A 22,161-nucleotide genomic window follows, 5' to 3' on the forward strand; every position below is an offset into this window, starting at 1 on the left:
GAGCCTCAGTCCGTGAGTGTGCCGCGCCCGGCAGCCGTCATTGTCCTCGCCGCAGGCGAGGGCACCCGGATGAAGAGCCAGACCCCGAAAGTCCTCCATGAGGTGTGCGGCCGCGCGTTGGTCGACCACATGCTCGCCGCCGCCCGCGACCTGGAGCCGGAGCGGTTGATCGTCGTCATCGGCCACGCGCGCGAGCGGGTGGCCGCCCATCTCGCCGAGAGCAGCCCCGACGCCCGCGCCGTCGTGCAGCACGAGCAGCGCGGCACCGGCCACGCGGTCCGCACGGTGCTGGAGGAGACGGGCACGATCAACGGCACGGTGCTGGTCACCTACGGCGATGTGCCGCTGCTGCGCACCGAGACCCTCGCCGCCCTGCTCGCCCAGCACGCCGAGGACGGCAACGCCGTCACCGTGCTGACCGCGCGGGTGCCCGATCCGACCGGCTACGGGCGGATCGTGCGCGACGAGTCAGGCGCCGTGCTGCAGATCGTCGAGCACAAGGACGCCACCGAAGCCCAGCGCGCCATCGACGAGATGAACTCCGGCATCTACGCCTTCGACGGCCTCCTGCTGGCCGACGCGGTCAAGCGGGTGTCGACGGACAACGCGCAGGGCGAGGAGTACCTCACCGACGTGCTGTCGATCCTGCGCGAGGACGGCCACCGCGTCGGCGCGCACGTGGCCGGCGACCACGTCGAGGTCGAGGGCGTCAACGACCGCGTGCAACTGGCGTCCGCGCGCAAGGTGCTCAACCAGCGCGTGCTCGAAGCCCACATGCGCGCCGGCGTCACCGTCGTCGACCCCGCCTCCACCTGGATCGACGTCCAGGTACGGCTGGCGCCCGACGTCGTCGTCCACCCCGGCACCCAGCTCCACGGCACGACCGTCGTGGACGAGGCCGCCGAGATCGGCCCGGCCACCACGCTCACCGACACCACGGTCGGCGCCGGCGCCGTCGTGCGCAACGCGGTCTGCGACAGCGCCGAGATCGGCCCGGAGGCCAGCGTCGGCCCGTACGCCTACCTGCGCCCCGGCACCGTCCTCGGCCGCAAGTCCAAGGCCGGGACGTTCGTGGAGATGAAGAACACGCAGGTCGGCGAGCGTTCCAAGGTGCCACACCTGTCGTACGCGGGCGACGCGACGATCGGCGACGACGTCAACATCGGCGCCGCGGTGATCTTCGTCAACTACGACGGCGTGGACAAACATCGCACCACCGTGCGCGACGGCGCGTTCGTGGGGTGTGACAGCATGCTCGTCGCCCCGGTGACGGTCGGAGACGGCGCCTACACGGCCGCCGGATCGGTCATCGACGGCGACGTGCCGCCCGGAGCGATCGGGGTGGCGAGAGCGCGGCAGCGCAACATCGAGAAATGGGTCTTGCGCAGGCGCGCGGGCACGAAATCGGCCGCCGCCGCCGAAAGGGCGCTGGCCGAGCAAGAGCAGCAGGAGAGTGGCACGTGACCAGCATCAAGCAGCCGGGTGAGAAAGAGCTGATGCTCTTCTCCGGCCGGGCCCACCCCGAGCTGGCGGAGGAAGTGGCCAGGAACGTCGGCGTGTCCCTGACCCCGACCAAGCTCCACGACTTCGCCAACGGCGAGATCTACGCCCGTTACCTGGAGTCGGTACGCGGCTGCGACGCCTTCGTCATCCAGAGCCACACCGCCCCGATCAACAAGTGGATCATGGAACAGCTCATCATGGTCGACGCGCTGAAGCGGGCCTCCGCCAAGCGCATCACCGTGGTCATGCCGTTCTTCGGCTACGCCCGCCAGGACAAGAAGGGCCGCGGCCGCGAGCCGATCACCGCCCGCCTGATGGCCGACATGTTCAAGACCGCGGGCGCCGACCGGCTGATGTCGATCGACCTGCACACCTCGCAGATCCAGGGCTTCTTCGACGGCCCGGTGGATCACCTGTTCGCCATGCCGGTCCTGGAGCGCTACCTCAAGGACAAGCTCGACCTGGAGAACACCACGATCGTCTCGCCCGACACCGGCCGCGTGCGGCTGTCGGAGCGCTGGGCCGACACGCTCGGCACCCCGATGGCCTTCATCCACAAGCGCCGCGACCTCGACGTGGCCAACCAGGTGAAGGTCAACGAGGTGGTCGGCAAGGTGCGCGGCCGTACCTGTGTGCTGATCGACGACATGATCGACACGGCCGGCACCATCTGCAAGGCCGCCGACGCCCTCTACGAGCAGGGGGCCACCGACGTGATCGTGGCGGCCACCCACGCCGTCTTCTCCGACCCGGCCGTCGACCGGCTGAAGAACTCGCGCATCTCCGAGGTCATCGTGACCAACACGCTGCCCCTGCGCGAGGAGCAGCTCTTCGACAAGCTGACCGTGCTGTCCATCGCCCCGCTGATCGCGCGGGCGATCACCGAGGTGTTCAGCGACGGCAGCGTGACCAGCCTGTTCGAGGGCGACTCCTAGGCACGGCAGGTGAGGTCGGCTGCGGGCAGGACGCCGTCGCGGAAGTAGGCGTTGACCGCGTCCTCCACGCAGGCGTTCCGCAGCCGGCCCAGGATTCCGTGCATGCGCACGTCCTGGAGCGTGACCAGCCGCGAGCCCGTCATGGCCCGCCGCAGCGCCACCCCTTCCCGGTGGACGGTCCTGGTGTCCCGCGTGGCCTGCACGATCAGCGCGGCAACGTCGTTGCGCACCACGGTCGGCGGCTCCAGCGGCGCCGGCCAGAAGGCGCAGGCCGTGATGTTGTTCGCATAGGCCCCGAACACCGGCTGCGTGGCCCGGCTGCGCTGGACGTTGCGCCAGTACCAGTCCGGGTTCCTCGGCACGGCGGCGTCGCCGCAGATCACCGCCGCCTGGCCGGAGAGGTCGCTCGGCTCGCCGTACAGGTGGAGGCGCAGTTCCTGGTCGAGGTCTGGGCTCGGCTGGACGGGCCGGCCCTCGGCCGCGTCGGCGATCTGCCTGACCCGCGCGGCCAGGTGGGCGTCGTAGCGGGAGTCCGTCAGCAGCGTGAACAGCGTCATCGGCAGGAACCGCTCGTCCAGCAGGTGCGTCCCGATGCGAATGGGCGACTCGGCCGCCTGCCTGACCAGGCTCTCGACCCGGGCCCGCACCTGCGCGCCGGTGCTTCCGAGCCGGTACTCGTCGTCGCGGGCCGCCGTCCACGCGGCCCACTCGTCGAGCGCGGCCTCGTTGGCGGGACCCTGGTTCCTGATCGACGTGGCCATGTAGGCGGCCGGATCGATCGCGCTGTCCAGCACGAACCGGTCGGCCCGGCGCGGGAACATCTGCGCGTAGACCGCGCCGAGATAGGTGCCGTAGGAGAAGCCCAGGTAGGAGGTCTTGGCCTCGCCGAGCGCCGCGCGGACGACGTCCATGTCGCGCGCGGTGTTACGCGTGGTGATGTGGGCGATCCTGTCGCCTTCCTCCTGCTCGCAGCGCCGCGCCAGATCCCGCTGCGTGCGTACGGCGTCGCGGAAGTCCGCCTTGGTCAGCCCGGCCGACCAGAGCATGTGCCCGATCGGCCAGCCGCAGTCGATCGGCGCGCTGCGCCCGACGCCCCGAGGGTCCATGCCGATCAGGTCGTAGCGCGAGGCGACCTCGGGGGTCAGCCCGCCGCGCACGTACAGCATGAAGTGCAGCCCCGCGCCGCCCGGCCCGCCGGGGTTGGAGAGCATGATCCCGCGCCGCCGCGCGGTGTCGGTGGCCTTGAGCCGGGAGATCGCGATCTTGAGGGTACGGCCCCGCGGCGCGGAGTAGTCCAGGGGCACCTCGACCTGGGCGCACTGGGCGCCCGCCTGGTCCAGGGTGGCGTCGGCGCAGGCGGTCCACGTGACCTCCTGCCGGTGGAAGCGGTCCAGGGCGTCGTCGGCGTGGGAGACGCCGGTCAGCGCCCCGGCTCCCAGCACGAGCGCGGCAATCCATTTCATTCGGGGTCCTCAGATAGGTCGGAAACGTAAGCAACCGTAGTTGACTAATTTCGGCTTAGTCAACCTCGGTTGCTAGTGCCGTGCGCGATGCTGTCGGCGAGTGGCCGGGATGCCGGTAGGCTGTGAGGGTTGCGCGCTCGTAACGCCTCCCGCTAGGGCGGGTCAGGGGGAGCGCGGAGAACTCCGCCATCCATGCATCCCTAGGAGATGTCGTGTCTGAAGTACGTATCGCCGCTGAGGCTCGCACCGAGTTCGGCAAGGGCGCCGCCCGTAAGATCCGTCGCAACGACAAGGTGCCCGCCGTCCTCTACGGCCACGGCATCGACCCCAAGCACCTCACGCTGCCCGGCCACGAGGTCCTGCTCGCCCTGCGCACGCCCAACGTCCTGATCCACCTCAAGGGCGACGGCGTCGACGAGCTGGCCCTGCCCAAGGGCGTTCAGCGCGACCCGATCAAGGGCTTCGTCGAGCACGTCGACCTGCTCCTGGTCAAGCGCGGCGAGAAGGTCACCGTCGAGATCCCCGTCACCACCGTCGGCGACGTCGACTCCGACGGCATCCTCGACCAGCAGCTCATGAGCATCGGCGTCGAGGCCGAGGCCACCCACATCCCCACCGGCATCGAGGTCGACGTCGAGGGCTTCGCGGTCGGCCACGTGGTCACCGCCGCCGACCTGGCCGTCCCGCAGGGCTCCACGCTGGCCGCCGACCCGGAGACCGTCGTGCTCCAGGTCATCGCCAAGCCGACCGAGGCCCCCGAGGAGGAGGAAGCCGCCGAGGGCGAGACCGCCGAGGCCGCTCCCGAGGCCGCCGAGGGCGAGAGCACCGAGTAACACCCGCTTTCACCGCACGGGGCAGCCGGGAACGTCCGGCTGCCCCGTCGCCGTGTTCTCGTAGAGTTACGGCAGGCCGCCACGTGAGCAAGGAGTCGCATTGGACCGCTGGCTGATCGTCGGGCTGGGCAATCCCGGCGACGAATACGCGGGAAACCGGCACAACGCCGGCTTCATGGTGCTCGACGAGCTGGCTGCCCGCGCGGGCGGGAAGTTCAAGGCCCACAAGAGCCGCTCCGCCGTCCTGGAGACGCGGCCGGCGATCCTGGCCAAGCCCCTCACCTACATGAACCTCTCCGGCGGCCCCGCCAAACTGCTGGCCGACTTCTACAAGGTCGCCCCCGAGCGGATGATCGTCGTCCACGACGAGCTCGACGTCCCCTACGGCGCGCTGCGCGCCAAGCTGGGCGGCGGCGACAACGGCCACAACGGGCTCAAGTCGATCACCAAGGTCTTCGGCACCCGCGACTACCTGCGGGTCCGCTTCGGCATCGGCCGTCCGCCCGGCCGCATGGACCCGGCCGCGTACGTCCTCAAGGACTTCGCCACCGCCGAGCGCAAGGACCTCGCCTTCCTGGTCGACCGGGCCGCGGACGTGGTGGAGTCGCTCATGGAACGCGGCCTCGAAGTCACCCAGAACGAGTTCCACCGGGCAGACCTCAACATTTCCGGCCCTCCACGCTGATCACCACGTAAAGCCGTTCGCGACCCGGCTGTCGTTGCCCGCCGCTACTATCTGGTGACCATTCGTTGACGGTCGGTCACGGGGAGGCGCGGCGTGAGCAAGGGCGAGGTGCTGATGGCCGTCGTCCGTTCGCAACCTGACCTCGTCTGGCAGGCCGCGCCCGGGGTGCCCGGCTGGGTCCGCGCCTACCGGCTGCGGGCGCTGGTGGCCGACCTGGGCGGCGCAGGCGCGGGCGCGGCGCTGGCCTTCTTCGCCCGGTTCGGCGAGCTGACCCCCTACGCCGCGCCGTACCTGCTGCTGAGCGCCGCGCTCCCGCTGCTCTGGGTCTGCGCCAACGCGCTCAACCGCGCCTACGAGCCGCGCATGTTCGGGGTCGGCCCCGAGGAGTTCCAGCGTGTCGTGCGCTGCGGCCTCGCGCTGACCGCCGCCACCGCCATCGTCGCCTACCTCACCAAGACCGACGTCGCGCGCGGCTACGTCGTGCTCGCCCTGCCCCTCACCACCCTGCTCACCCTCGTCTTCCGGTACGGCCTGCGCCGCGCCCTGCACCGGCGCCGCTCCCGAGGCGAGTGCATGCGGCGCGTGGTCGCCGTCGGGCACCGCGCCTCGATCGCCGAGCTCGTCGAGCGCTTCCGCCGCGAGCGCTACCACGGCATGGAGGTGGTGGCCGCCTGCCTGCCCGAGGACGCGCCCGGCGACGACGTGGCCGGGGTGCCGGTCGCGGGCGGGTTCAGCGACGCGCCGCTGGTGGTGGAGCAGTCGGGGGCCGACTCGGTCGCCGTCCTGGCCTGCCCGGAGATGGACGGCCTGGCCCTGCGGCGGCTGGCCTGGCGGCTGGAGCGCACCCACACCGAGCTGGTCGTCGCGCCCGCGCTCATGGAGGTCGCCGGGCCGCGCACCAGCATCCGCCCGGCGGCCGGGCTGGCGCTGCTGCACGTGGAGCATCCCGAGCTGGCCGGGGCCAGGCAACTGGTGAAGAACGTCTTCGACCGGCTCGTGGCCGCCTCGCTGCTGGTGGCGCTCTCGCCGTTGCTGGTGGGGCTGGCGGTAGCCGTACGGGCGAGCAGTCCAGGACCCGCGCTGTTCCGGCAGACGCGGGTCGGCCGCGACGGCGCGCTGTTCACGATCGTGAAGTTCCGCACCATGCGCCAGGGCGCCGAGCACCAGAAGCTCACCCTCGTCAGCGACGCCGACGGCGTGCTGTTCAAGGTGCGCAACGACCCGCGCGTGACCTCGCTGGGCGCGCTGATGCGGCGGCACTCGCTCGACGAGCTGCCCCAGCTCATCAACGTGGTCCGCGGGCACATGTCGCTCGTCGGCCCGCGCCCGCCGCTGCCCGAGGAGGTCGAGCGCTACGGCGACGACGTCAGGCGGCGGCTGCTGGTTCGTCCGGGACTGACCGGGCTGTGGCAGGTGAGCGGCAGATCCGATCTGTCGTGGGAGGAATCCGTCCGCCTCGACCTGCGTTACGTTGAGAACTGGTCCCTCATGCTGGACCTCCAGATCCTGTGGAAGACTTGGTCGGCCGTCGCCCGCGGGCAAGGAGCTTATTGATGACGATTCGCGACGACCACGCCCTCGCCTCCGACCTTGCCGAAGAGGCGGGAAGGCGGCTGCTGGAGATCCGCGAGCGCGAAGGGTTCGGCGAGGCGCCGGCGCTGCGCAAAGCCGGTGACCGGGGCGCCCACCTCTACCTGATGGAGGCGCTGGCGCGGCTGCGGCCGAGCGACAGCGTGCTGTCGGAGGAGGCCACGCGCGAGGAGCGGGAGGATCCGCGCAGGCAGCGAGCCGAGCGCGTGTGGATCGTCGACCCGCTCGACGGCACCCGCGAGTTCGCCGAGGAGGGCAGGGCCGACTGGGCCGTGCACGTGGCGCTGTGGGAGCGCGGGGCGCTGACCGCGGGCGCGGTGGCGCTGCCCGCGCAAGGGCGCACGCTCACCACCGGCGAGCCGCCGAAGCTGCCCGCCTATGACAAGGGCAGGTTCAGGATCGCCGTGAGCCGCACCAGGCCGCCGGAGTTCGTGCAAAGACTTGCCTATCTCGTCGGGGCCGACCTCGTGCCCATCGGCTCGGCCGGGGCGAAGATCTCCGCGGTGCTGACCGGAGACGTCGAAGCCTACGTTCACGCAGGCGGACAGTACGAGTGGGACTCCGCCGCACCGGTCGCCGTCGCCCAGGCCGCGGGGGCCCACGCCAGCCGGATCGACGGCTCGGAGCTGACCTACAACCAGCTCGACCCCTCGCTACCGGATATCCTTGTTTCCCTACCGGAGCTGGCGCCAACGTTGCTCGCCGGAATTCGGGACCTGCACCGCTGACACGCCGGAGGAAGCCCCATGCTCCAGCGCGACTACACCACGTCGCAGCTAGACGTTCTCGAGGCCGAGGCCATCCACATCATGCGTGAGGTGGCCGCGGAGTTCGAGCGTCCCTGTCTGCTCTTCTCCGGCGGCAAAGACTCGATCGTCATGCTCCGCATCGCCGAGAAGGCCTTCTGGCCGGCGCCGCTGCCGTTCCCGCTGATGCACGTCGACACCGGGCACAACTTCGAGGAGGTGATCGAGTTCCGCGACCGCAGGGCCGCCGAGCTCGGCGCCCGCCTCGTGGTGGCCAGCGTGCAGGAGTCCATCGACGCCGGCCGGGTCACCGAGGAGACCGGACGGCGGGCCTCGCGCAACCGCCTGCAGACCACGACGCTGCTCGACGCGATCGAGGAGCACGAGTTCGACGCGGTCTTCGGCGGCGCCCGCCGCGACGAGGAGAAGGCCAGGGCCAAGGAGCGCGTCTTCTCCTTCCGCGACGACTTCGGCCAGTGGGACCCGAAGAACCAGCGCCCCGAGCTGTGGAACCTCTACAACTCCCGCATCCGCAAGGGCGAGCACATCCGGGTCTTCCCGCTGTCCAACTGGACCGAGCTCGACATCTGGGACTACATCCGCCGCGAGGGCATCGAGATCCCCTCGATCTACTACGCCCACACCCGCAAGGTGTTCGAGCGCGACGGCATGCTCCTGCCCGACGCGCCGGTCGTCCAGCGCGGCGACGACGAGCCGCTGTTCGAGGCCGTGGTGCGCTACCGCACCGTCGGCGACATGACCTGCACCGGCGCCGTCCAGTCGGCCGCCGCCACGGTCGAGGAGATCATCGAGGAGATCGCGGCCACCCGCATCACCGAGCGCGGCGCCACCAGGGCCGACGACCGCGCTTCAGAAGCCGCAATGGAAGACCGCAAGCGCGAGGGCTACTTCTAAAGATGGACATTCTTCGTTTCGCCACCGCCGGCTCCGTCGACGACGGAAAGTCCACCCTCATCGGGCGCCTGCTCTACGACTCCAAGGCGATCTTCGAGGACCAGTTGGAGGCGGTCGAGCGCACCTCGCGCGACCGCGGCACCGAGTACACCGACCTGTCGCTGCTCACCGACGGACTGCGGGCCGAGCGCGAGCAGGGCATCACGATCGACGTCGCCTACCGCTACTTCGCGACCCCGCGGCGCAAGTTCATCATCGCCGACACCCCCGGGCACATCCAGTACACGCGCAACATGGTCACCGGCGCCTCCACCGCCGACCTGGCCATCATCCTCATCGACGCCCGCAAGGGCGTGCTGGAGCAGTCGCGCCGCCACGCGTTCCTGACCACGCTGCTGCGGGTGCCGCACCTGGTGCTCGCGGTCAACAAGATGGACCTGGTCGACTACTCCGAGGAGCGCTTCGAGGAGATCCGCGAGGAGTTCACCTCCTTCGCCTCCAAGCTCAACGTGTCCGACCTGACCTTCATCCCGATCTCCGCCCTCCACGGCGACAACGTCGTGTCCCGCTCGGAGAGCACCCCCTGGTACCACGGCAGCTCGCTGCTCCACCACCTGGAGAACGTGCACATCGCCTCCGACAGAAACCTGGTCGACGTGCGCTTCCCGGTCCAGTACGTGATCCGGCCGCACAAGACCGAGTTCCACGACTACCGAGGCTACGCGGGCCAGGTGGCCGGCGGCGTGCTGAAGCCGGGCGACGAGGTGCTCCACCTGCCCTCCGGCCTGACCAGCAGGATCGCCTCCATCGACACCTTCGACGGGCCCGTCGAGGAGGCGTTCCCGCCCATGTCGGTGACGCTGCGCCTGGAGGACGAGATCGACATCTCGCGCGGCGACATGATCTGCCGGCCCAACAACCAGCCCAGCGCCGCGCAGGAGCTGGAGGCGATGGTCTGCTGGATGACCGACGCCACCAAGCTCGCGCCGCGTTCCAAGCTGGTCATCAAGCACACCACCCGCACCGCGCGGGCGATGGTGCGCGACCTGCACTACCGGCTCGACGTCAACACGCTCCACCGCGACGAGAGCGCCACCGGCCTCGGCCTGAACGAGATCGGGCGGGTCTCGCTGCGGGTGACGCAGCCGCTGTTCGTGGACGACTACGCGCGCAACCGTTCGACCGGCGGGTTCATCCTGGTCGACGAGTCCACCAACACCACGGTGGGCGCCGGCATGGTCATGGAGTCGCGCTGACCCGGGGTCATCGCCGGCGGCGCCTCCTGAGCAGGCGGTAGGCGGTGCGGAGGGCGGCGATGGCCGCCGTCCCCACCGCGCCGACCAGGGGCTCGCGTTCCTCCAGGGCGCTCGGCCCCACGTCCGGCAGCGCCGGGTCCGGCTCCCCGGCCCGCGCCGCCTCCAACTGCGCCGCGAACGCCAGCCCCAGGAACAGCGCGATCGAGCTCAGGAACGCCCACAGCAGCAGCGCCATCACCGTGGTCAGCGGGCCGTAGGTGCTGCCGAAGGTGCCGCTCTTGTCGGTGTAGAGGGCCAGGGCGAGGGTGAACGAGGTCCACAGCACCAGCGTCACCAGCGCCCCGAACGCCAGCCACGTGTGCCCGGGCTGCCGCCGCCTGGGCGAGGCCCGGAACAGCACGGAGGTCGACACCAGCGCCAGCAGGAACCCCACCGGCCATCGCAGCACGTCGAACGCCAGATGCTGCTCATCCGTCCATCCCCACACCTGGGCCAGCGCGCCGCCGATGGCCGCGCCGCCCACCATGGCCACGAAGCCGGTCACCATGAGGGCTCCGGCGGTCAGGGCCAGGATGACGGCTCTGCCGTACTTGCGATGGAAGGGTCGGTCGCGCTCCATGCCGTAGATGCGGTTGGCGCCCCGCTCGACCTGCGCCATCGTGGACGTCAGCGACACCACCGAGGTGACCAGGCCCAGCCACAGGGCCAGCGCGTCGCGGCGCGAGCCGCCGCCGAGCACGTCGATGACCGAGGCGCCGCCCTCGCCCGGCGCGAGGCGGCTGAGGGCGAGCTGGAGCACCTCGCCGAGTTGTTCCTGGTCGGTGACGGAGCTGAGGCCGACCAGGGCGATGGCGCCCGGGATGATCGACAGGCACATCTGGAACGCCAGGGCCCTGGAGTGGCTCATGCCGTCGCCGTACCGGAACCGGACGAACGAGTCATGAGCCAGGCGGCGCAGGCCGTAGGCGCGCAGGGTGGTCCACGCATGATCGGCGGAAAGCTCCATCGTGCGGGTTTGGGGTACTAATGTCGCGGATCCCACGCCGCACAGCTAACCACCACCGCGGACCCTGCGGCGACTTCGAACGCCAGGTAGATCATTTGCCCTTTCGGTGACTGCGCGATTACTCCGCGCTACTGTCTCCACGTTCCGTCATCACGAGGTTAGGTCCCTGTCCGTGTCTGACCGTTCGCCCGCCCCCCGGGTGATCTTCCTGGGTGGCCTTGGCCGCAGTGGCACCACGCTGCTGGAGCGGTTGCTCGGCGAGTCGCCGGGCGTGGCCGCGCTGGGCGAGGTGGTCCACCTGTGGGCCAGGGGAGTGCTGGCGGGCGAGCCGTGCGGCTGCGGCGAGGGGTTCGCGGCGTGCGCGTTCTGGCGGGCGGTGGGCGAGCGGGCGTTCGGCGGCTGGTCGCCCGCGCTGGCCGAGATGGTTCTGGGCCTGCGCGGACGCGTCGACCGGACCCGCCGCGTGCCCCGCATGGGCCATCGCGACCTCGACGCTTACGTGTCCGCCTACCGCCGTGTCTACCAGGCCGCCGCCGAGGTCGCCGGTGCCCGGCTGGTGATCGACTCCAGCAAGCACGCGTCGCTGGCCTGGTGCCTGGCCGTCGGTGGCATCGACGTGCACGTCGTGCACGTGGTTCGGGATCCGAGGGCGGTGGCGCACTCGTGGCGGCGCGGCGTCGAGCGGCCGGAGGACGGGCGGCCGATGACGCGCTGGGGCCCGGTCCGCACCTCGCTCCACTGGACCGCCCAGAACCTCGCCCTTGAGCTGCTCGCGCGGCGTGGGGTGCCGGTTACCCGGGTTCGCTACGAGGACCTGATGGGCGACCCGCGTGCCACCCTCGGTGGGCTGGCCGTACGCCTCGGGCTGGAGGCTGGCCTGCCGTACCTGGAGGGGTCGCTCGCTCGGCTGAGCCCGGCCCACACGGCTTCGGGCAACCCGATGCGCTTCACCGTCGGGCCGATCAGCCTGGCCCGCGACGACACCTGGCAGACCGGCCTGCCACCCCGCCACCGCCACCTGGTCACAGCCCTGACCGCCCCCCTCATGCACCGGTACGGCTACCGCCCACTCGTCCCGGAAACCTCCGATCATGCTCCGGCTCCAGCTCCGGCTCCGTCTTCGGCTCCCGTTCCGGCTCCGGCAGGAGGCGCCCGGGTTTCGGGCGGCACGATTCCGGATCGCGCGCTTTCGGGCGGCGCGACTTCGGATCGAGCGACTTCGGATCGCGCGGCCTCGGGTAGTGCGGCTGCGAGTGGTGCGGCCCCGGGTGGTGCGGCCTCGGGTGGCGCGCTTTTGTGGGGCGCGGTTACGGATCGCGGGGTCTCGGGTGGCGCGATCTCGGCCCACGCGATTTCGGCTGCCGGAGGCGCAGCGCCCGTTCTTGACGCGGTGCCGAGCTCTGGAGGCTCGGTGCCATGTGGTGCGGATCCCGGCGACGGAGGGTCGGCGCGGCCCGAGAGCCGTGACCCGGCGCCGTCCGAGCGTGGTGACCCGGTACGGCCCTCGAACGGTGGTGCGGCGTCGGCCGAGGGGGCCGGTGTGGTGAGTGATCCGAACGGCTGCGTCCCCACGCGGGGCGGGGAGGAGGCGGCGTGAGTGCGTCCATCGGTGTGGTGATCCCCACCCGGGGCAACCGGCCCGAGCAGTTGCGCGCGGCGACCAAGGCGGCGCTCGCGCAGGCGTACCCCGGGACCATCGACCTCGTCATCGTGGTCGACGGCGCGTCACCGGAGAAGGTTGCCGAGCAGGTGGCCGACGTGATCGCGCCCCACGACGCCACGGCCGGGCACCACCGGGTCCGCGTGCTGCCCAACCGCCTCAGCCCCGGCCTGCCCGGCGCCCGCAACACCGGCATCGCCGCCTGCGAAACCGACCTGATCGCCTTCTGCGACGACGACGACATGTGGCTGCCGGGCAAACTCGCCGCCCAGGTACGCCGGATGGAGCCGGGCACCGAGTTCGCCTCCTGCGCCATCGAGATCGCGTACGGCTCCCGCCGCGTACCCAGACTCGCCGGAACCGACCGTGTCACCAAGGCCGACCTGATCAGGTCGCGGATGGTGATGGTGCACAGCTCGACGTTCCTGTTCAGGCGTGGGGCGCTGTGGGTCGACGAGAGCGCGCCCGGCGGCCAGAACGAGGACTGGGACCTGGCCCTGCGCGCCGCCACGAGGCAGCCGATCGCCCACGTCGACCAGCCGCTCGTCCGGGTCGCCTGGGGCGCCTCCCACTACGTCGCCCGCTGGGCCGACCGCATCGCCGGGCTGGAGTGGATGCTCGCCCGGCACCCAGAACTGGCCGTGGATCCGCGCGGCGCGGCGCGGATCTACGGTCAGCTCGCCTTCCACAACGCCGCACTGGGACGGCGCAGGGAGGCGGGACGGTGGGCGCTGCGCACGTTCGCCGCCCGAATCGGCGAGCCCCGCGCACCGATCGCGCTCGCCGTGGCCGCCGGGCTGATCCCGGCCTCGGCGGTCCTGACCCTGCTGCACCACCGGGGGCACGGCATTTGACCACCCGAGACCTAACCCACGCCCCCACCCCAGACCAAACCCCCCCGGAGCCACCCCCAACCCCCGAACCCTCCGACCCCCGGCCCCCGGCTACCCCAACCGAGCCACCCACCGCGTCCTCGTCCCCTGGATGCTCGGACCTGTCCTTGGGCACCCCAGAAGATCCACTCACCGTGTCCGCGCCCCTCGGTCACCCGGGCCTGTCCTCCGTTGCCCCGACCGAACCACGCCTCGTCCTCCTGGGCTGCCCAGAGTCGTCCCCGGCCGCCCCGCCGGAGCCCCCTGCCGCACCCTCGCCTCTTGACCGCTCGAACCCGTCTTTGGCCACCCCAGTGGAGCCGCTCCCCGTGTCCTCGCTCTCTGGCTGCCCGGAGCTGCCCCTGGCCTCCACACACCATGGCCTCACGGACGCCGACCCCTCGGGGCCCGACCACTACCTGGTTCTTCCTCGTCAGCGCACCGAACCCCAACCACCCGCGCGTCCGGTTGCCCCGCAAGAGCGCGCGGCCGACCCAGCGGCCTGGCGTGACCCGACACCTGGGCACGACACAGCGCCTGCGCACGACGCAGCGTCTGGGCACGGCACAGCGTCTGGGCACGGCACAGCGTCTGGGCACGGCGCAGCGGGCGGTGACGAGACGTTGCCCGAGCGCGGTGAGGAGATGGTGACGGATCACGGGGGCGACGCGGCGCCTGCGGGTGGCGCGGCTCCTGAGGGAGACGCGGAGCCCAAGCGCGGTGGCGACGAGGCACCCGGGGGTGGCGCAGCCTGTGAGGAAGGCGCGACGCCAGAGCGTGGCGGCGGTGTGGTGCCGTCCGGTGGCCTAGTCCGTGAGGGGGATGCGGCGTCCGAGTCTGGGGGCACGTTCGGGCTGGGCGTAGCCTCCGCAGCCAGGCGCGGGGGAGGTCCGCATGAGGGGCCGCGGGTTGGGCTTCGGGGGGTGGAGGCGCCGGCTGGGGCGTTGGAGGTGCTGCGGAGGGCCAAGGGGGGTGACACCGCCCGGCCCTATGAGCGGGAACGGCATGTTTGCGCTCCCTCGACCGCCGAGCGCGCTGGGCGCGTGGTCGTGGGTGGGGTGGCGGTTGATCCGCTGACTGAGCGGCAAGTGGTTGAGCGGGTGGCGGCCGAGCTGGCGGCGGGCCGGGGTGGGCACATCATCACTCCGAATGTGGATATCTGCCGGACCGTTGCCAAGGACGAGGCGTTGCGCACGCTCGTGCGTGAGGCCGAGGTTGTCGTGGCCGATGGGATGCCGCTGGTGTGGGCCTCGCGGCTGACCGGTGAGGCGTTGCCGGAGCGGGTGACCGGGGCTGATCTGATCTGGTCGCTCAGCAAGATGGCGGCGCGGAAGGGGTTCTCGATCTACCTGTTGGGCGGGCCGCCGGGGGTGGCGCAACAGGCGGGGGCCGAGCTCAGCAGTTGCCATCCGCAACTGCACGTCTGCGGGTACGACGCGCCGCCGTTCGACTTCGACGTCACCGCCCAGGGCCGGGCCGGGGTACGCGCACGCGTGGTGGCCGCCGGGCCCAAGCTGGTGTTCGTGGGCCTGGGCTTCCCCAAGCAGGACCTGCTGATCGAAGAACTACGTCCGGAACTGCCGGGTGCCTGGTTCGTGGGCTGCGGGTCGGCGATCGCGTTCGCGGCGGGTACGGTCCACCGCGCCCCCGACTGGATGCAGAGCCTCGGCCTGGAATGGCTCTACCGGCTGACCAGCGAACCGGGTCGGCTGGCGAAGCGGTATCTGGTGGACGACCTGCCGTTCGCCGCCCGGCTGCTGTGCGGGTGCCTGATCCACTACCTCAGGCGTCGGATGCGGTGAGGTGGCGGATGCGGGTTACCTCGTCGGGGGTGAGGCCGCGGGTGGACTGCTGGAGGGCCTGGCGGGAGTTCATGGGGCGGTAGGCGGTTCTGGACAGGCCGGTCCAGGCGAAGCTTCGCTCCACGGAGGTGTCGGCCAGGCAGGCGCGGGCGATGCGCTGCTCGGCGGATGGGGTCCAGGTCAGGCCGGTGTAGGAGTACAGGGCGCGGAAGCCCTTCACTGGATCGGTGGCCAGGTCGTCGTAGGAGACCTGGAGGATGTCCGGGGTGCGGTTGAGGACGTTTCTGGTGAATCGCCACAGTGCGGCGGCCTTGGCGAGGCGGTCCTGGGAGCCGATCAGGGGGCGTAGTTCCTCCACCTGCGGGTGGTCGCGGGCCAGGAGGGGTTGTTCCAGCAACTCGTGGAAGTAGACGGTCCAGCCCAGTCGGTGCCAGCTTGCCGCGAACGCGACCGGGTCGCGGACGAGTGCGATGACCCGGCAGCCGAGTCTCCTGGCGAACCAGCCTGCCGACAGCACGGCGAACGGGTCATCGAGCAGTGCTCGCCTTCCGGTCAGGCGGCCGTGGGTGAAGGCGGTGCCGTAGCGGATCATTCTGGCGAGGTCGTACGGCGAGCGGTTCGCGCGCAGTTCGGCCAGGAAGCGGTAGCGCAGGCGGACGGTGTCGCGGAAGGCGGGTAGCCAGTCGGTGGCGTTGTCATCGCAGATGTACTGGAATCGGTGGGTCACCTGGGCGCGCAGCACGCCGGGGCAGCGGCCGGGCGGGTGTTGCGGGTTGAGCGGCTCGTTGACGTAGACGACCTCACCGCCGGCGGCGAGCATCTTGCCGACCCAGCTCGTGCCACTCCGGGGCAGTCCGGTGACGAGGATCGGGGTCATGCGCTGGTCCGGGCCAGGGCCATGCAGCGGCTTCGGTTCCGCAGTCATGCGGTGGTCCGGGCCAGGGCCATGCAGCGGCTTCGGTTTCGCGTCATGCGGTGGACCAGGTGTGGGGGCGTAGGGCGGTCAGGCTGTGGCGGCCGAAGGGGTGCAGGCCGTAGCGGCGGTGGAGTTGCCAGAGGGGCAGCAGGTTCTTGACGATCACGCCGCCGGACCAGCCGACTACCGCGCCCACCGCTCCGTGTGCCGGGATCAGGGCCAGGTCGAGGGCGATGGTGCAGGCTATGGCGGCGACGAGGTTCATGAGGCTTGAGGTGGTGTGTCCGGCGGCGGTCAGGACCACGTCGACCATGCCGCAGGCCGTGGCCAGCATCATCGTGGCCGACAAGATCAGGGCCACCGGTACGGCGGCGCCGTACTCCTGACCGAAGATGCGCAGCAGCCACGGCGCGATGGCCGCGTAGCCCAGCCAGACGGGCCAGGTCAGGAGCACCAGCCACATGGTCGTGGCCTGGTAGAGCTCGCGGGCCCGCACCAGGTCGCCGCGGGCGAGCGCCTGGATGAGCCGGGGCTGTGCGGCCTGGGCGAGGCCCTGGTTGGCGAGCTGGCCGATGACCTTGAACCGGGTGGCCGCGGTGTAGACGGCGGCGGGGGCAGGTCCGGCGAGCATGGCGACGATCACGATGTCGAGCCGCTGGAAGATCGCCTGGATGGCGCCGGCCGCCGAGCGGGGGGCGGTGTAGCGCCAGAGGTCGTGCCCGGTGCCGGGCAGGTACGGTGTGCGGGGAAGCCGCCCGCGCAGACTCAGGATCGCCAGCACCAGCACCACCGGGTACGGCACCGCCCAAACCGCCAGCAACCACCCCTCCGGCGACGCCATCCCCAAGCCCCCGGGTGACGCAACTGCCAGGCCCCCTGGCGACGCCGCCCCCAAGCCCTCTGTCGAGGCCATCCCCAAGCCTTCGGGTGACGCCATGCCCGCGCCCTCAGGGAAACCCGGTGGCAGCCAGCCGCGTGTCCACGCCAGACATACTCCCGCCACGAGCACAAGCTGCGCGACCGGCAGCACGATGCCGTCATAGACGACGGTCGGTCGCATCACGCCGAACCCGCGGGTCGCCGCCAACAGGATGTCCGCGGCCACCATGACCGGCAGCACCAGCGCGGCCATCCCCAGCTGTGGATAAAGGACCGCGCCCGCCACCGACGCCAGCACCACCCCCGGCACCAAAGCCGCCCTGACATATCCGGAAATACCGCGATACTCGAAGGTCTTCGCCCGCGCGATGAAGAAGATCAGCCCGTTGCCCGCGTCCAGCTTCGCCACCCCGGCCACCATCAGCGCCAGCGCCACCGCGGTGAAGAACGACCCGGCCACCGACACCTCGAAGGCCCTGGTCACCAGTACGACGAGGACGAACTGCGCCACCGCCCCCGCGGCCGCCCCGGTCAGCCCCGCCGCGCCGCCCCTGGCCACCCGGCGCAGCGACGCCCGCCGTACCCCGGTCACCGGCGCCATGACGGATCACCGCCCAGCCATCGCACGAGCTGCTGGTCATAGACCTCGAAGTGGTCGCGCAGGGTCTGCCGCAGCGACTCGGAGACCGGTTTGGGCAGCGGGCGGCCGTTGTGCCGCTCGAACACCGGGTCACCCAGTCGCGGGACGTCCAGGAACTGCAGCACCCGGGTGTAGACGCGCTCGGGCGTGCGGAAGAACTGGTGGCTGTCCAGCACCAGGATGCGCTCCTGCCCGAACAGCGGCTCCAGCCGGTCGAGCTGCTCGGCGTAGCGGCCCCGGGCCAGGTAGGCGTGGTGGCGGTGGGAGTGGTGGACGGTCTCCGGCCGGGTGCGCAGCAGTTCGTCGGCGCCGGCCAGGCGCTTGTCCTCCAGTTCGACCGCGTACTCGAAGTGCGACTCGGTCTCGAAGCCGCGGGCCAGCTCGTGCGCGTGGGCCGAGCAGGCCCGCTCCACGGGGTCGCGCACGAGCACGATCAGCTTCACCCCGGGCAGATCGCGGGCGATGCGCTCGCCGGCCAGCGGATGGAACAGGTAGTACGGCGACGACTCGAACGCCAGCGGCCGCCGCCCGTGCCTGCGCGCCAGCAGCGCCGCGCCCACCTTCAGCGGGAAGTGGGCCTGGTACCACGGCAGGCCGCGCGCGTACTCGACGTCGAAGTAGTGCACGCCCTTGTGCAGCACCGGCTTGAGCAGGAGCGGATGCTGGGCCAGCGCCCGGTAGAGCGAGGTGGTGCCGCAGCGCTGCGCGCCGGCGATCAGGAACGACGGCAGGATCCGCCCGGCCGAGGTGAACCTGCCCGTGGTCCGCGAGACGGCCAGCACCGATTGCTTCATCGCGTTCATGTGAGCAGCTCCTGGGAGTCGACGAGCGGGTTGAGCCAGGTGCTCGGCGGGCCGAGCGGCTCGTGGCCGTCGGCGGCGTGCCGGTCGGCCAGCGCGATCAGGTAGCGCAGCGCGGTCTGCCTGGCCACGGCGGCGCTCAGCCCCAGCGGCGCCAGCACGCCGACGGCCTGGGCCAGGCAGGCGCGGGCGGCGGTGGGCGCGTTCATCCTGCGCAGCGCGCGCTGGAAGAAGTGGTGCAGGGCGTCGAAGCCGTACGGCACGCCGACCGTGTACCGCTCCCAGTCCCAGACCAGTAGCCGCCCGTCGGCCGAGGGGCAGACGTTCCACGGCGCGAGGTCGCCGTGCCAGGCGTGCTCGGACCCGCCGGTGGCGGCGATCTCCTTGACGGCCCTGGTCAGCAGGTCCTCCCGCACCCGGCTCCGGCCGGTGACCGGCAGCGGCGACAGCGCCAGCACCGACAGGTCGCGCCAGCGGGCGTGGTGGAGCACGGTCGGGGGCACGACCGTCTTCAACGGCTGGTCGGCCAGCCGCTGGAGCACTCGAGCCTCATTGGCAATCAGTTTCTGGGCCCGCGGGGTGTCGCCGATCTTGACGAAGGCGATCAGCCCGGACTCGGTGTGCGCCTCCAGGATCGGCTTGCGGTTGGCGCGTCTGGCCGGCCGTACGTGCAGGACGGTCTCGACCTTGGCGCCGAAGACCTCGCCCAGGTACGCCGAGATCGACCCCTCGACCGCGACCATCACCCGGGACCCGAGCGCCGCGTGCCACCAGCGGCGCGGGGCCAGCCGGCGGGGCAGCAGCGCGTGCGGCAGCACACTGTACGGCCGGGCCGACCCGTGCCCGGGAAACAGCACCCTGACGGTCTGGCCCAGGTAACGCAGCCGGAGCTTCGCGTCGTTCATGTCGTGTTCCTCCACAGGAGGGCGAAGGAGATGAGATAGAGGCTGAGCGGTGTGACCAGGCCGTCGTAGACGAACATGTAGAACAGCACGAGCAGCATCACCAGCACGCCTGCCAGCCCGACGGGGCTGCGGTCGCGCCAGTGGCGGCGCACCGCGCCGGCGAAGAAGGCCACGTAGAGGACGGCGCCGGTAACGCCCTGGGTGATGAGCAGCAGCCAGAGCTGCCCGTCGCTGCCCAGCGGCGGATGGCCGCAGTCGGCGCACCAGTCGGTCTTGCCGGTGGTGATCGTGCGATGGTTGCCGGTGGCGTTGCGCGTGTTGCCGAAGCCGATCACGGGGGAGTGGGCGGCGGCCTCGATCGTGGCCGAGACGGTGAACGCCCTGATGTCGTTGGAGTGCGGGTTGTCCAGGCGCTGGACGACCAGCGCGGCCAGCGGGCTGAGCGCGAACACCAGCGCCGCCCCGGCCGCGATCGCGCAGACGGTGATCCGCGTCCGGCCGCCGACCCTGAACACGAGGTAGAGGGCGGCCAGGCCGAGGCCGATCCACAGGCCGCGGTTGAGCGAGTAGACGACGGGGACGGCGGCCAGCGCGATCAGCACCACGGCGGCGGCCTTGCGGTGGCGCCCGCCGTAGACCCACCAGCCCACCACGAACCAGACCAGCAGCACCGACAGGTTGCTGCCCCAGGCGTTGGCCCATTCGAAGGGAGCCTCGGGGCGGGGCAGGCCGTAGCCGAGGACCTTCTGCGTCTGGGCGGCGGTGGGGTGGATGAGGTTCTGGACGAAGGAGTTGTCGGCGATCCAGCCGGGCAGCACCAGCTCGACCGGCGAGGTGTAGGCGAACTTCGGGAACAGGACGCCGAGCAGCCCGCCGCCCACCGTCCAGACGAACAGCACGCCCAGCATCCGCACCAGCCGTAGCTGCGACAGCTCCTGTTTCGTGAGGTTGCCCAGGTAGAGGACGACCACGAACAGGGAGGCGTAGAGCGCGAAGCGCATGCCGTAGCCGATCAGCCGCCCGGGACCCAGGCCGCCGTAGGTGCCCGGCGGGGACTCGGCCAGCGCCAGCCCGCTGACCAGGTATCCGGCCAGCAGCAGCACCCAGAGCCCGGCGCCGCGCGGCAGCCTGATCGGCCGGCGCCGCCACAGGATGACGGCCATCGGCACCGCCATGACCACGACGGACAGCCCGCCGAAGCCCAGGGCCCACCACACCGGGTAGCCGACGAGAAGCGCGGCGATCGGCCACGCCGGATCCTTCACGACGTCTTGCCCGGTTTGTCGGTGACGGCGGGCATGGGGGTGGTCTCGGGCTCAAGCGGGGGGAAGGCCGCCTTCTCGGGCGCGGGAAAGGCCGGCCTCTCGGACGCAGGGAAGGCCGCCTTCTCGGGCTCCGGTGCGGGCACGACGAGCTTGTCGAGGGTCTGCGACAGCTTCGGCAGCGCCCTGGACTTCTCCGGGGGCTCCGGCAGGTCGCCCGTGCTGGTCACCGCGCCGATGATCGGCACGTTGTGCCTGCCCAGATGGCGTACGGCTGCCGCCACGTCCCCGGCCCGCGACCTGCGCAACGTGATCAGGAGCATCGCCGCGTCGGCCTTGGCCAGATCGCCCACGTCCGCGCCGTCGAGCACCGACAGCGGGGCGCGGGAGGCCAGCGGGGCGGCCAGCGCGTACGCGCCGGGCCCGGGCGGCACCACCCTGACCAGCAGCCGCTTGCCCGGACAGGCGGCCACCACCGAGGAGGCCAGGTCGTGGAGCGTGAGCCGGTCCAGGACCTTGCCCTGGTCGGACAGGTCGGCCAGGACCGCGACACCGGTCAGTCGTTCGACGTCGGCGGCGCGGCGCAGCCGGGTGTCGAGCCGGTCGCGGCCGTAGGCGGCGGCGGAACCGGCAAGCAGCCCGAGCATGAGCCCCGCGCCGAGATACAGCGGCAGGCTCGGGGCGCTCGGCGCGGCCGGCGTGGCCGCCTCGCTGATCACCGTGCCCGGCGTGAGCGCGACCGTCTTCAGCCCGTCGTACTTCATCGTCAGGCTGAGTGCCTGCCGGTTGAGCACGCTCTGCCGGTGGGTGGCGACGGCGTGGCTCGCGGTGCCCCTGCGCAGCTTGGTCACCTGCTCGGCGGTGTCGCCGAGGGCGGAGTTGACCTGCTTGAGCTTGCCCAGCAGCGCCTTCTGCTGGGCGGCGAGCGCGGTCTGCGCCGATTCCGTGCGATGACTCAGGTACGCCCGCGCGTACGCCCGCGACTGGGCCGCGGCCGTCTCCGGGTCGGCCGCGGTGACCGCGATGGCCAGCACGGAGGAGTTGGGCGGCACGCTCACCTCGGCGGGCTCCGCCGCCGGGATCTTGAGCGACTCCGCCGCCTCGGTCGCCACGACGGCGGACTGGGCTATCCGCGCCTCGGTGTCTAGGTTGAGCGCCTCGCGCTGGCGGCTGGTGACCTGGTTGTTCTGCTCCTGGACGCCGACCGGTGCGACCAGCACCTCGGTGGTCGCGGTGTAGGAGGGCGGGACGAGCCGCCAGAGGCCGAGCGCGGCGGCGACCGCGGCCAGCAGGCAGCAGAGGAAGAGCAGCTTGCGCCTGCGGAGCAGCGACAGGTGCTCCGCCAGGTCCGTGCCGGAGCTGCGGGCCTGGAGGGCGGGCGGCAGGCTCATGGAAGTGTTTACCCCGTGCTTCCGATCGGCGACTCTGCGTCACTATAGGGCGCGCGGATATTGCCCCGTTTGAATACGGAAGATTTTCTCCGGTACGGCTCC

At 71.4% G+C, this 22,161-nt stretch carries 19 protein-coding genes; 11 read left to right on the plus strand and 8 right to left on the minus strand.

What is annotated here, in order from left to right:
* Positions 1–12: 12 nt before the first annotated feature.
* Both glmU and ACIBEJ_RS30980 read left to right on the plus strand, forming a co-directional pair.
* Positions 13–1,464: a bifunctional UDP-N-acetylglucosamine diphosphorylase/glucosamine-1-phosphate N-acetyltransferase GlmU gene (gene glmU / locus ACIBEJ_RS30975; protein ID WP_397186397.1), complete on the plus strand. Its 1,452-nt coding sequence runs from the start codon at positions 13–15 to the stop codon at positions 1,462–1,464.
* Positions 1,461–2,438 carry a ribose-phosphate diphosphokinase gene (locus tag ACIBEJ_RS30980; protein WP_397186398.1) on the plus strand — a complete coding sequence of 326 codons (978 nt, stop codon included), beginning with the start codon at positions 1,461–1,463 and terminating at the stop codon, positions 2,436–2,438. Before glmU ends, ACIBEJ_RS30980 begins: the two co-directional genes overlap by 4 nt.
* Here the strand turns inward: ACIBEJ_RS30980 and ACIBEJ_RS30985 are convergent.
* Positions 2,435–3,901 carry an alpha/beta hydrolase gene (locus tag ACIBEJ_RS30985; RefSeq protein WP_397186399.1) on the minus strand — a complete coding sequence of 489 codons (1,467 nt, stop codon included), beginning with the start codon at positions 3,899–3,901 and terminating at the stop codon, positions 2,435–2,437. The genes ACIBEJ_RS30980 and ACIBEJ_RS30985 overlap by 4 nt on opposite strands.
* A 212-nt stretch (positions 3,902–4,113) precedes the next feature.
* Here ACIBEJ_RS30985 and ACIBEJ_RS30990 point away from each other — a divergent pair, with 212 nt between their 5' ends.
* The 6 genes from ACIBEJ_RS30990 (at position 4,114) to cysN (ending at position 9,926) form a co-directional block, all read left to right on the plus strand.
* Positions 4,114–4,734 (plus strand): 50S ribosomal protein L25/general stress protein Ctc, encoded by a 621-nt coding sequence (locus ACIBEJ_RS30990; protein WP_397186400.1) that lies wholly within the window; start codon positions 4,114–4,116, stop codon positions 4,732–4,734.
* Positions 4,735–4,834: 100 nt separating this feature from the next.
* Entirely contained in the window at positions 4,835–5,419 is a 585-nt protein-coding gene (gene pth / locus ACIBEJ_RS30995) for an aminoacyl-tRNA hydrolase (protein ID WP_397186401.1), read from the plus strand.
* Between the two features lie 114 nt (positions 5,420–5,533).
* Positions 5,534–6,973, plus strand: coding sequence for a sugar transferase (locus ACIBEJ_RS31000; RefSeq protein WP_397186730.1), 1,440 nt, complete (start codon positions 5,534–5,536; stop codon positions 6,971–6,973).
* Entirely contained in the window at positions 6,973–7,737 is a 765-nt protein-coding gene (locus ACIBEJ_RS31005) for a 3'(2'),5'-bisphosphate nucleotidase CysQ (protein WP_397186402.1), read from the plus strand. The genes ACIBEJ_RS31000 and ACIBEJ_RS31005 overlap by 1 nt, the downstream gene beginning before the upstream one ends.
* 18 nt (positions 7,738–7,755) lie before the next feature.
* Entirely contained in the window at positions 7,756–8,670 is a 915-nt protein-coding gene (gene cysD, locus ACIBEJ_RS31010; protein WP_397186403.1) for a sulfate adenylyltransferase subunit CysD, read from the plus strand.
* Positions 8,671–8,672: 2 nt separating this feature from the next.
* Positions 8,673–9,926 (plus strand): sulfate adenylyltransferase subunit CysN, encoded by a 1,254-nt coding sequence (gene cysN, locus ACIBEJ_RS31015; protein WP_397186404.1) that lies wholly within the window; start codon positions 8,673–8,675, stop codon positions 9,924–9,926.
* 7 nt (positions 9,927–9,933) lie between these two features.
* Here cysN and ACIBEJ_RS31020 read toward each other — a convergent pair whose 3' ends face one another.
* Complete coding sequence (locus tag ACIBEJ_RS31020; protein ID WP_397186405.1) at positions 9,934–10,932, minus strand: YihY/virulence factor BrkB family protein; 999 nt, start codon at positions 10,930–10,932, stop codon at positions 9,934–9,936.
* Positions 10,933–11,104: 172 nt separating this feature from the next.
* On the opposite strand from ACIBEJ_RS31020, the gene ACIBEJ_RS31025 reads away from it, so the two are divergent.
* From ACIBEJ_RS31025 to ACIBEJ_RS31035, 3 genes are all read left to right on the plus strand, one after another.
* Positions 11,105–12,529, plus strand: coding sequence for a hypothetical protein (locus tag ACIBEJ_RS31025; protein WP_397186406.1), 1,425 nt, complete (start codon positions 11,105–11,107; stop codon positions 12,527–12,529).
* On the plus strand, positions 12,526–13,446 hold the full coding sequence (locus ACIBEJ_RS31030; RefSeq protein WP_397186407.1) for a glycosyltransferase family 2 protein: 921 nt from the start codon (positions 12,526–12,528) through the stop codon (positions 13,444–13,446). Before ACIBEJ_RS31025 ends, ACIBEJ_RS31030 begins: the two co-directional genes overlap by 4 nt.
* 1,106 nt (positions 13,447–14,552) lie before the next feature.
* A complete protein-coding gene (locus ACIBEJ_RS31035; protein ID WP_397186408.1) occupies positions 14,553–15,266 on the plus strand; it encodes a WecB/TagA/CpsF family glycosyltransferase in 714 nt (237 codons plus the stop codon).
* Here the strand turns inward: ACIBEJ_RS31035 and ACIBEJ_RS31040 are convergent.
* From ACIBEJ_RS31040 to ACIBEJ_RS31065, 6 genes are all read right to left on the minus strand, one after another.
* Positions 15,247–16,143, minus strand: coding sequence for a sulfotransferase (locus ACIBEJ_RS31040; protein WP_397186409.1), 897 nt, complete (start codon positions 16,141–16,143; stop codon positions 15,247–15,249). The genes ACIBEJ_RS31035 and ACIBEJ_RS31040 overlap by 20 nt on opposite strands.
* 91 nt (positions 16,144–16,234) lie before the next feature.
* Positions 16,235–17,662 (minus strand): lipopolysaccharide biosynthesis protein, encoded by a 1,428-nt coding sequence (locus ACIBEJ_RS31045; RefSeq protein ID WP_397186410.1) that lies wholly within the window; start codon positions 17,660–17,662, stop codon positions 16,235–16,237.
* Positions 17,650–18,504: a sulfotransferase domain-containing protein gene (locus ACIBEJ_RS31050; RefSeq protein WP_397186411.1), complete on the minus strand. Its 855-nt coding sequence runs from the start codon at positions 18,502–18,504 to the stop codon at positions 17,650–17,652. The genes ACIBEJ_RS31045 and ACIBEJ_RS31050 overlap by 13 nt, the downstream gene beginning before the upstream one ends.
* The gene (locus ACIBEJ_RS31055; RefSeq protein ID WP_397186412.1) at positions 18,501–19,406 is read right to left on the minus strand and encodes a hypothetical protein; all 906 of its coding nucleotides are present in this window, start codon (positions 19,404–19,406) and stop codon (positions 18,501–18,503) included. The genes ACIBEJ_RS31050 and ACIBEJ_RS31055 overlap by 4 nt, the downstream gene beginning before the upstream one ends.
* A complete protein-coding gene (locus ACIBEJ_RS31060) occupies positions 19,403–20,671 on the minus strand; it encodes a hypothetical protein (RefSeq protein WP_397186413.1) in 1,269 nt (422 codons plus the stop codon). Before ACIBEJ_RS31060 ends, ACIBEJ_RS31055 begins: the two co-directional genes overlap by 4 nt.
* The gene (locus ACIBEJ_RS31065; protein ID WP_397186414.1) at positions 20,668–22,059 is read right to left on the minus strand and encodes a Wzz/FepE/Etk N-terminal domain-containing protein; all 1,392 of its coding nucleotides are present in this window, start codon (positions 22,057–22,059) and stop codon (positions 20,668–20,670) included. Before ACIBEJ_RS31065 ends, ACIBEJ_RS31060 begins: the two co-directional genes overlap by 4 nt.
* Positions 22,060–22,161: the final 102 nt, after the last annotated feature.

Source organism: Nonomuraea sp. NPDC050790, assembly GCF_044456745.1.
Taxonomy (GTDB): domain Bacteria; phylum Actinomycetota; class Actinomycetes; order Streptosporangiales; family Streptosporangiaceae; genus Nonomuraea.

What these genes read in the sequence shown, in the direction of transcription:
- ACIBEJ_RS30985 (WP_397186399.1), bottom strand. Translation starts at nt 3,901, where the DNA reads ATGAAATGGATTGCCGCGCTCGTGCTGGGAGCCGGGGCGCTGACCGGC.
- ACIBEJ_RS31000 (WP_397186730.1), top strand. Translation starts at nt 5,534, where the DNA reads ATGGCCGTCGTCCGTTCGCAACCTGACCTCGTCTGGCAGGCCGCGCCC.
- ACIBEJ_RS31005 (WP_397186402.1), top strand. Translation starts at nt 6,973, where the DNA reads ATGACGATTCGCGACGACCACGCCCTCGCCTCCGACCTTGCCGAAGAG.
- cysD (WP_397186403.1), top strand. Translation starts at nt 7,756, where the DNA reads ATGCTCCAGCGCGACTACACCACGTCGCAGCTAGACGTTCTCGAGGCC.
- cysN (WP_397186404.1), top strand. Translation starts at nt 8,673, where the DNA reads ATGGACATTCTTCGTTTCGCCACCGCCGGCTCCGTCGACGACGGAAAG.
- ACIBEJ_RS31020 (WP_397186405.1), bottom strand. Translation starts at nt 10,932, where the DNA reads ATGGAGCTTTCCGCCGATCATGCGTGGACCACCCTGCGCGCCTACGGC.
- ACIBEJ_RS31040 (WP_397186409.1), bottom strand. Translation starts at nt 16,143, where the DNA reads ATGACCCCGATCCTCGTCACCGGACTGCCCCGGAGTGGCACGAGCTGG.
- ACIBEJ_RS31045 (WP_397186410.1), bottom strand. Translation starts at nt 17,662, where the DNA reads ATGGCGCCGGTGACCGGGGTACGGCGGGCGTCGCTGCGCCGGGTGGCC.
- ACIBEJ_RS31050 (WP_397186411.1), bottom strand. Translation starts at nt 18,504, where the DNA reads ATGAACGCGATGAAGCAATCGGTGCTGGCCGTCTCGCGGACCACGGGC.
- ACIBEJ_RS31055 (WP_397186412.1), bottom strand. Translation starts at nt 19,406, where the DNA reads ATGAACGACGCGAAGCTCCGGCTGCGTTACCTGGGCCAGACCGTCAGG.
- ACIBEJ_RS31065 (WP_397186414.1), bottom strand. Translation starts at nt 22,059, where the DNA reads ATGAGCCTGCCGCCCGCCCTCCAGGCCCGCAGCTCCGGCACGGACCTG.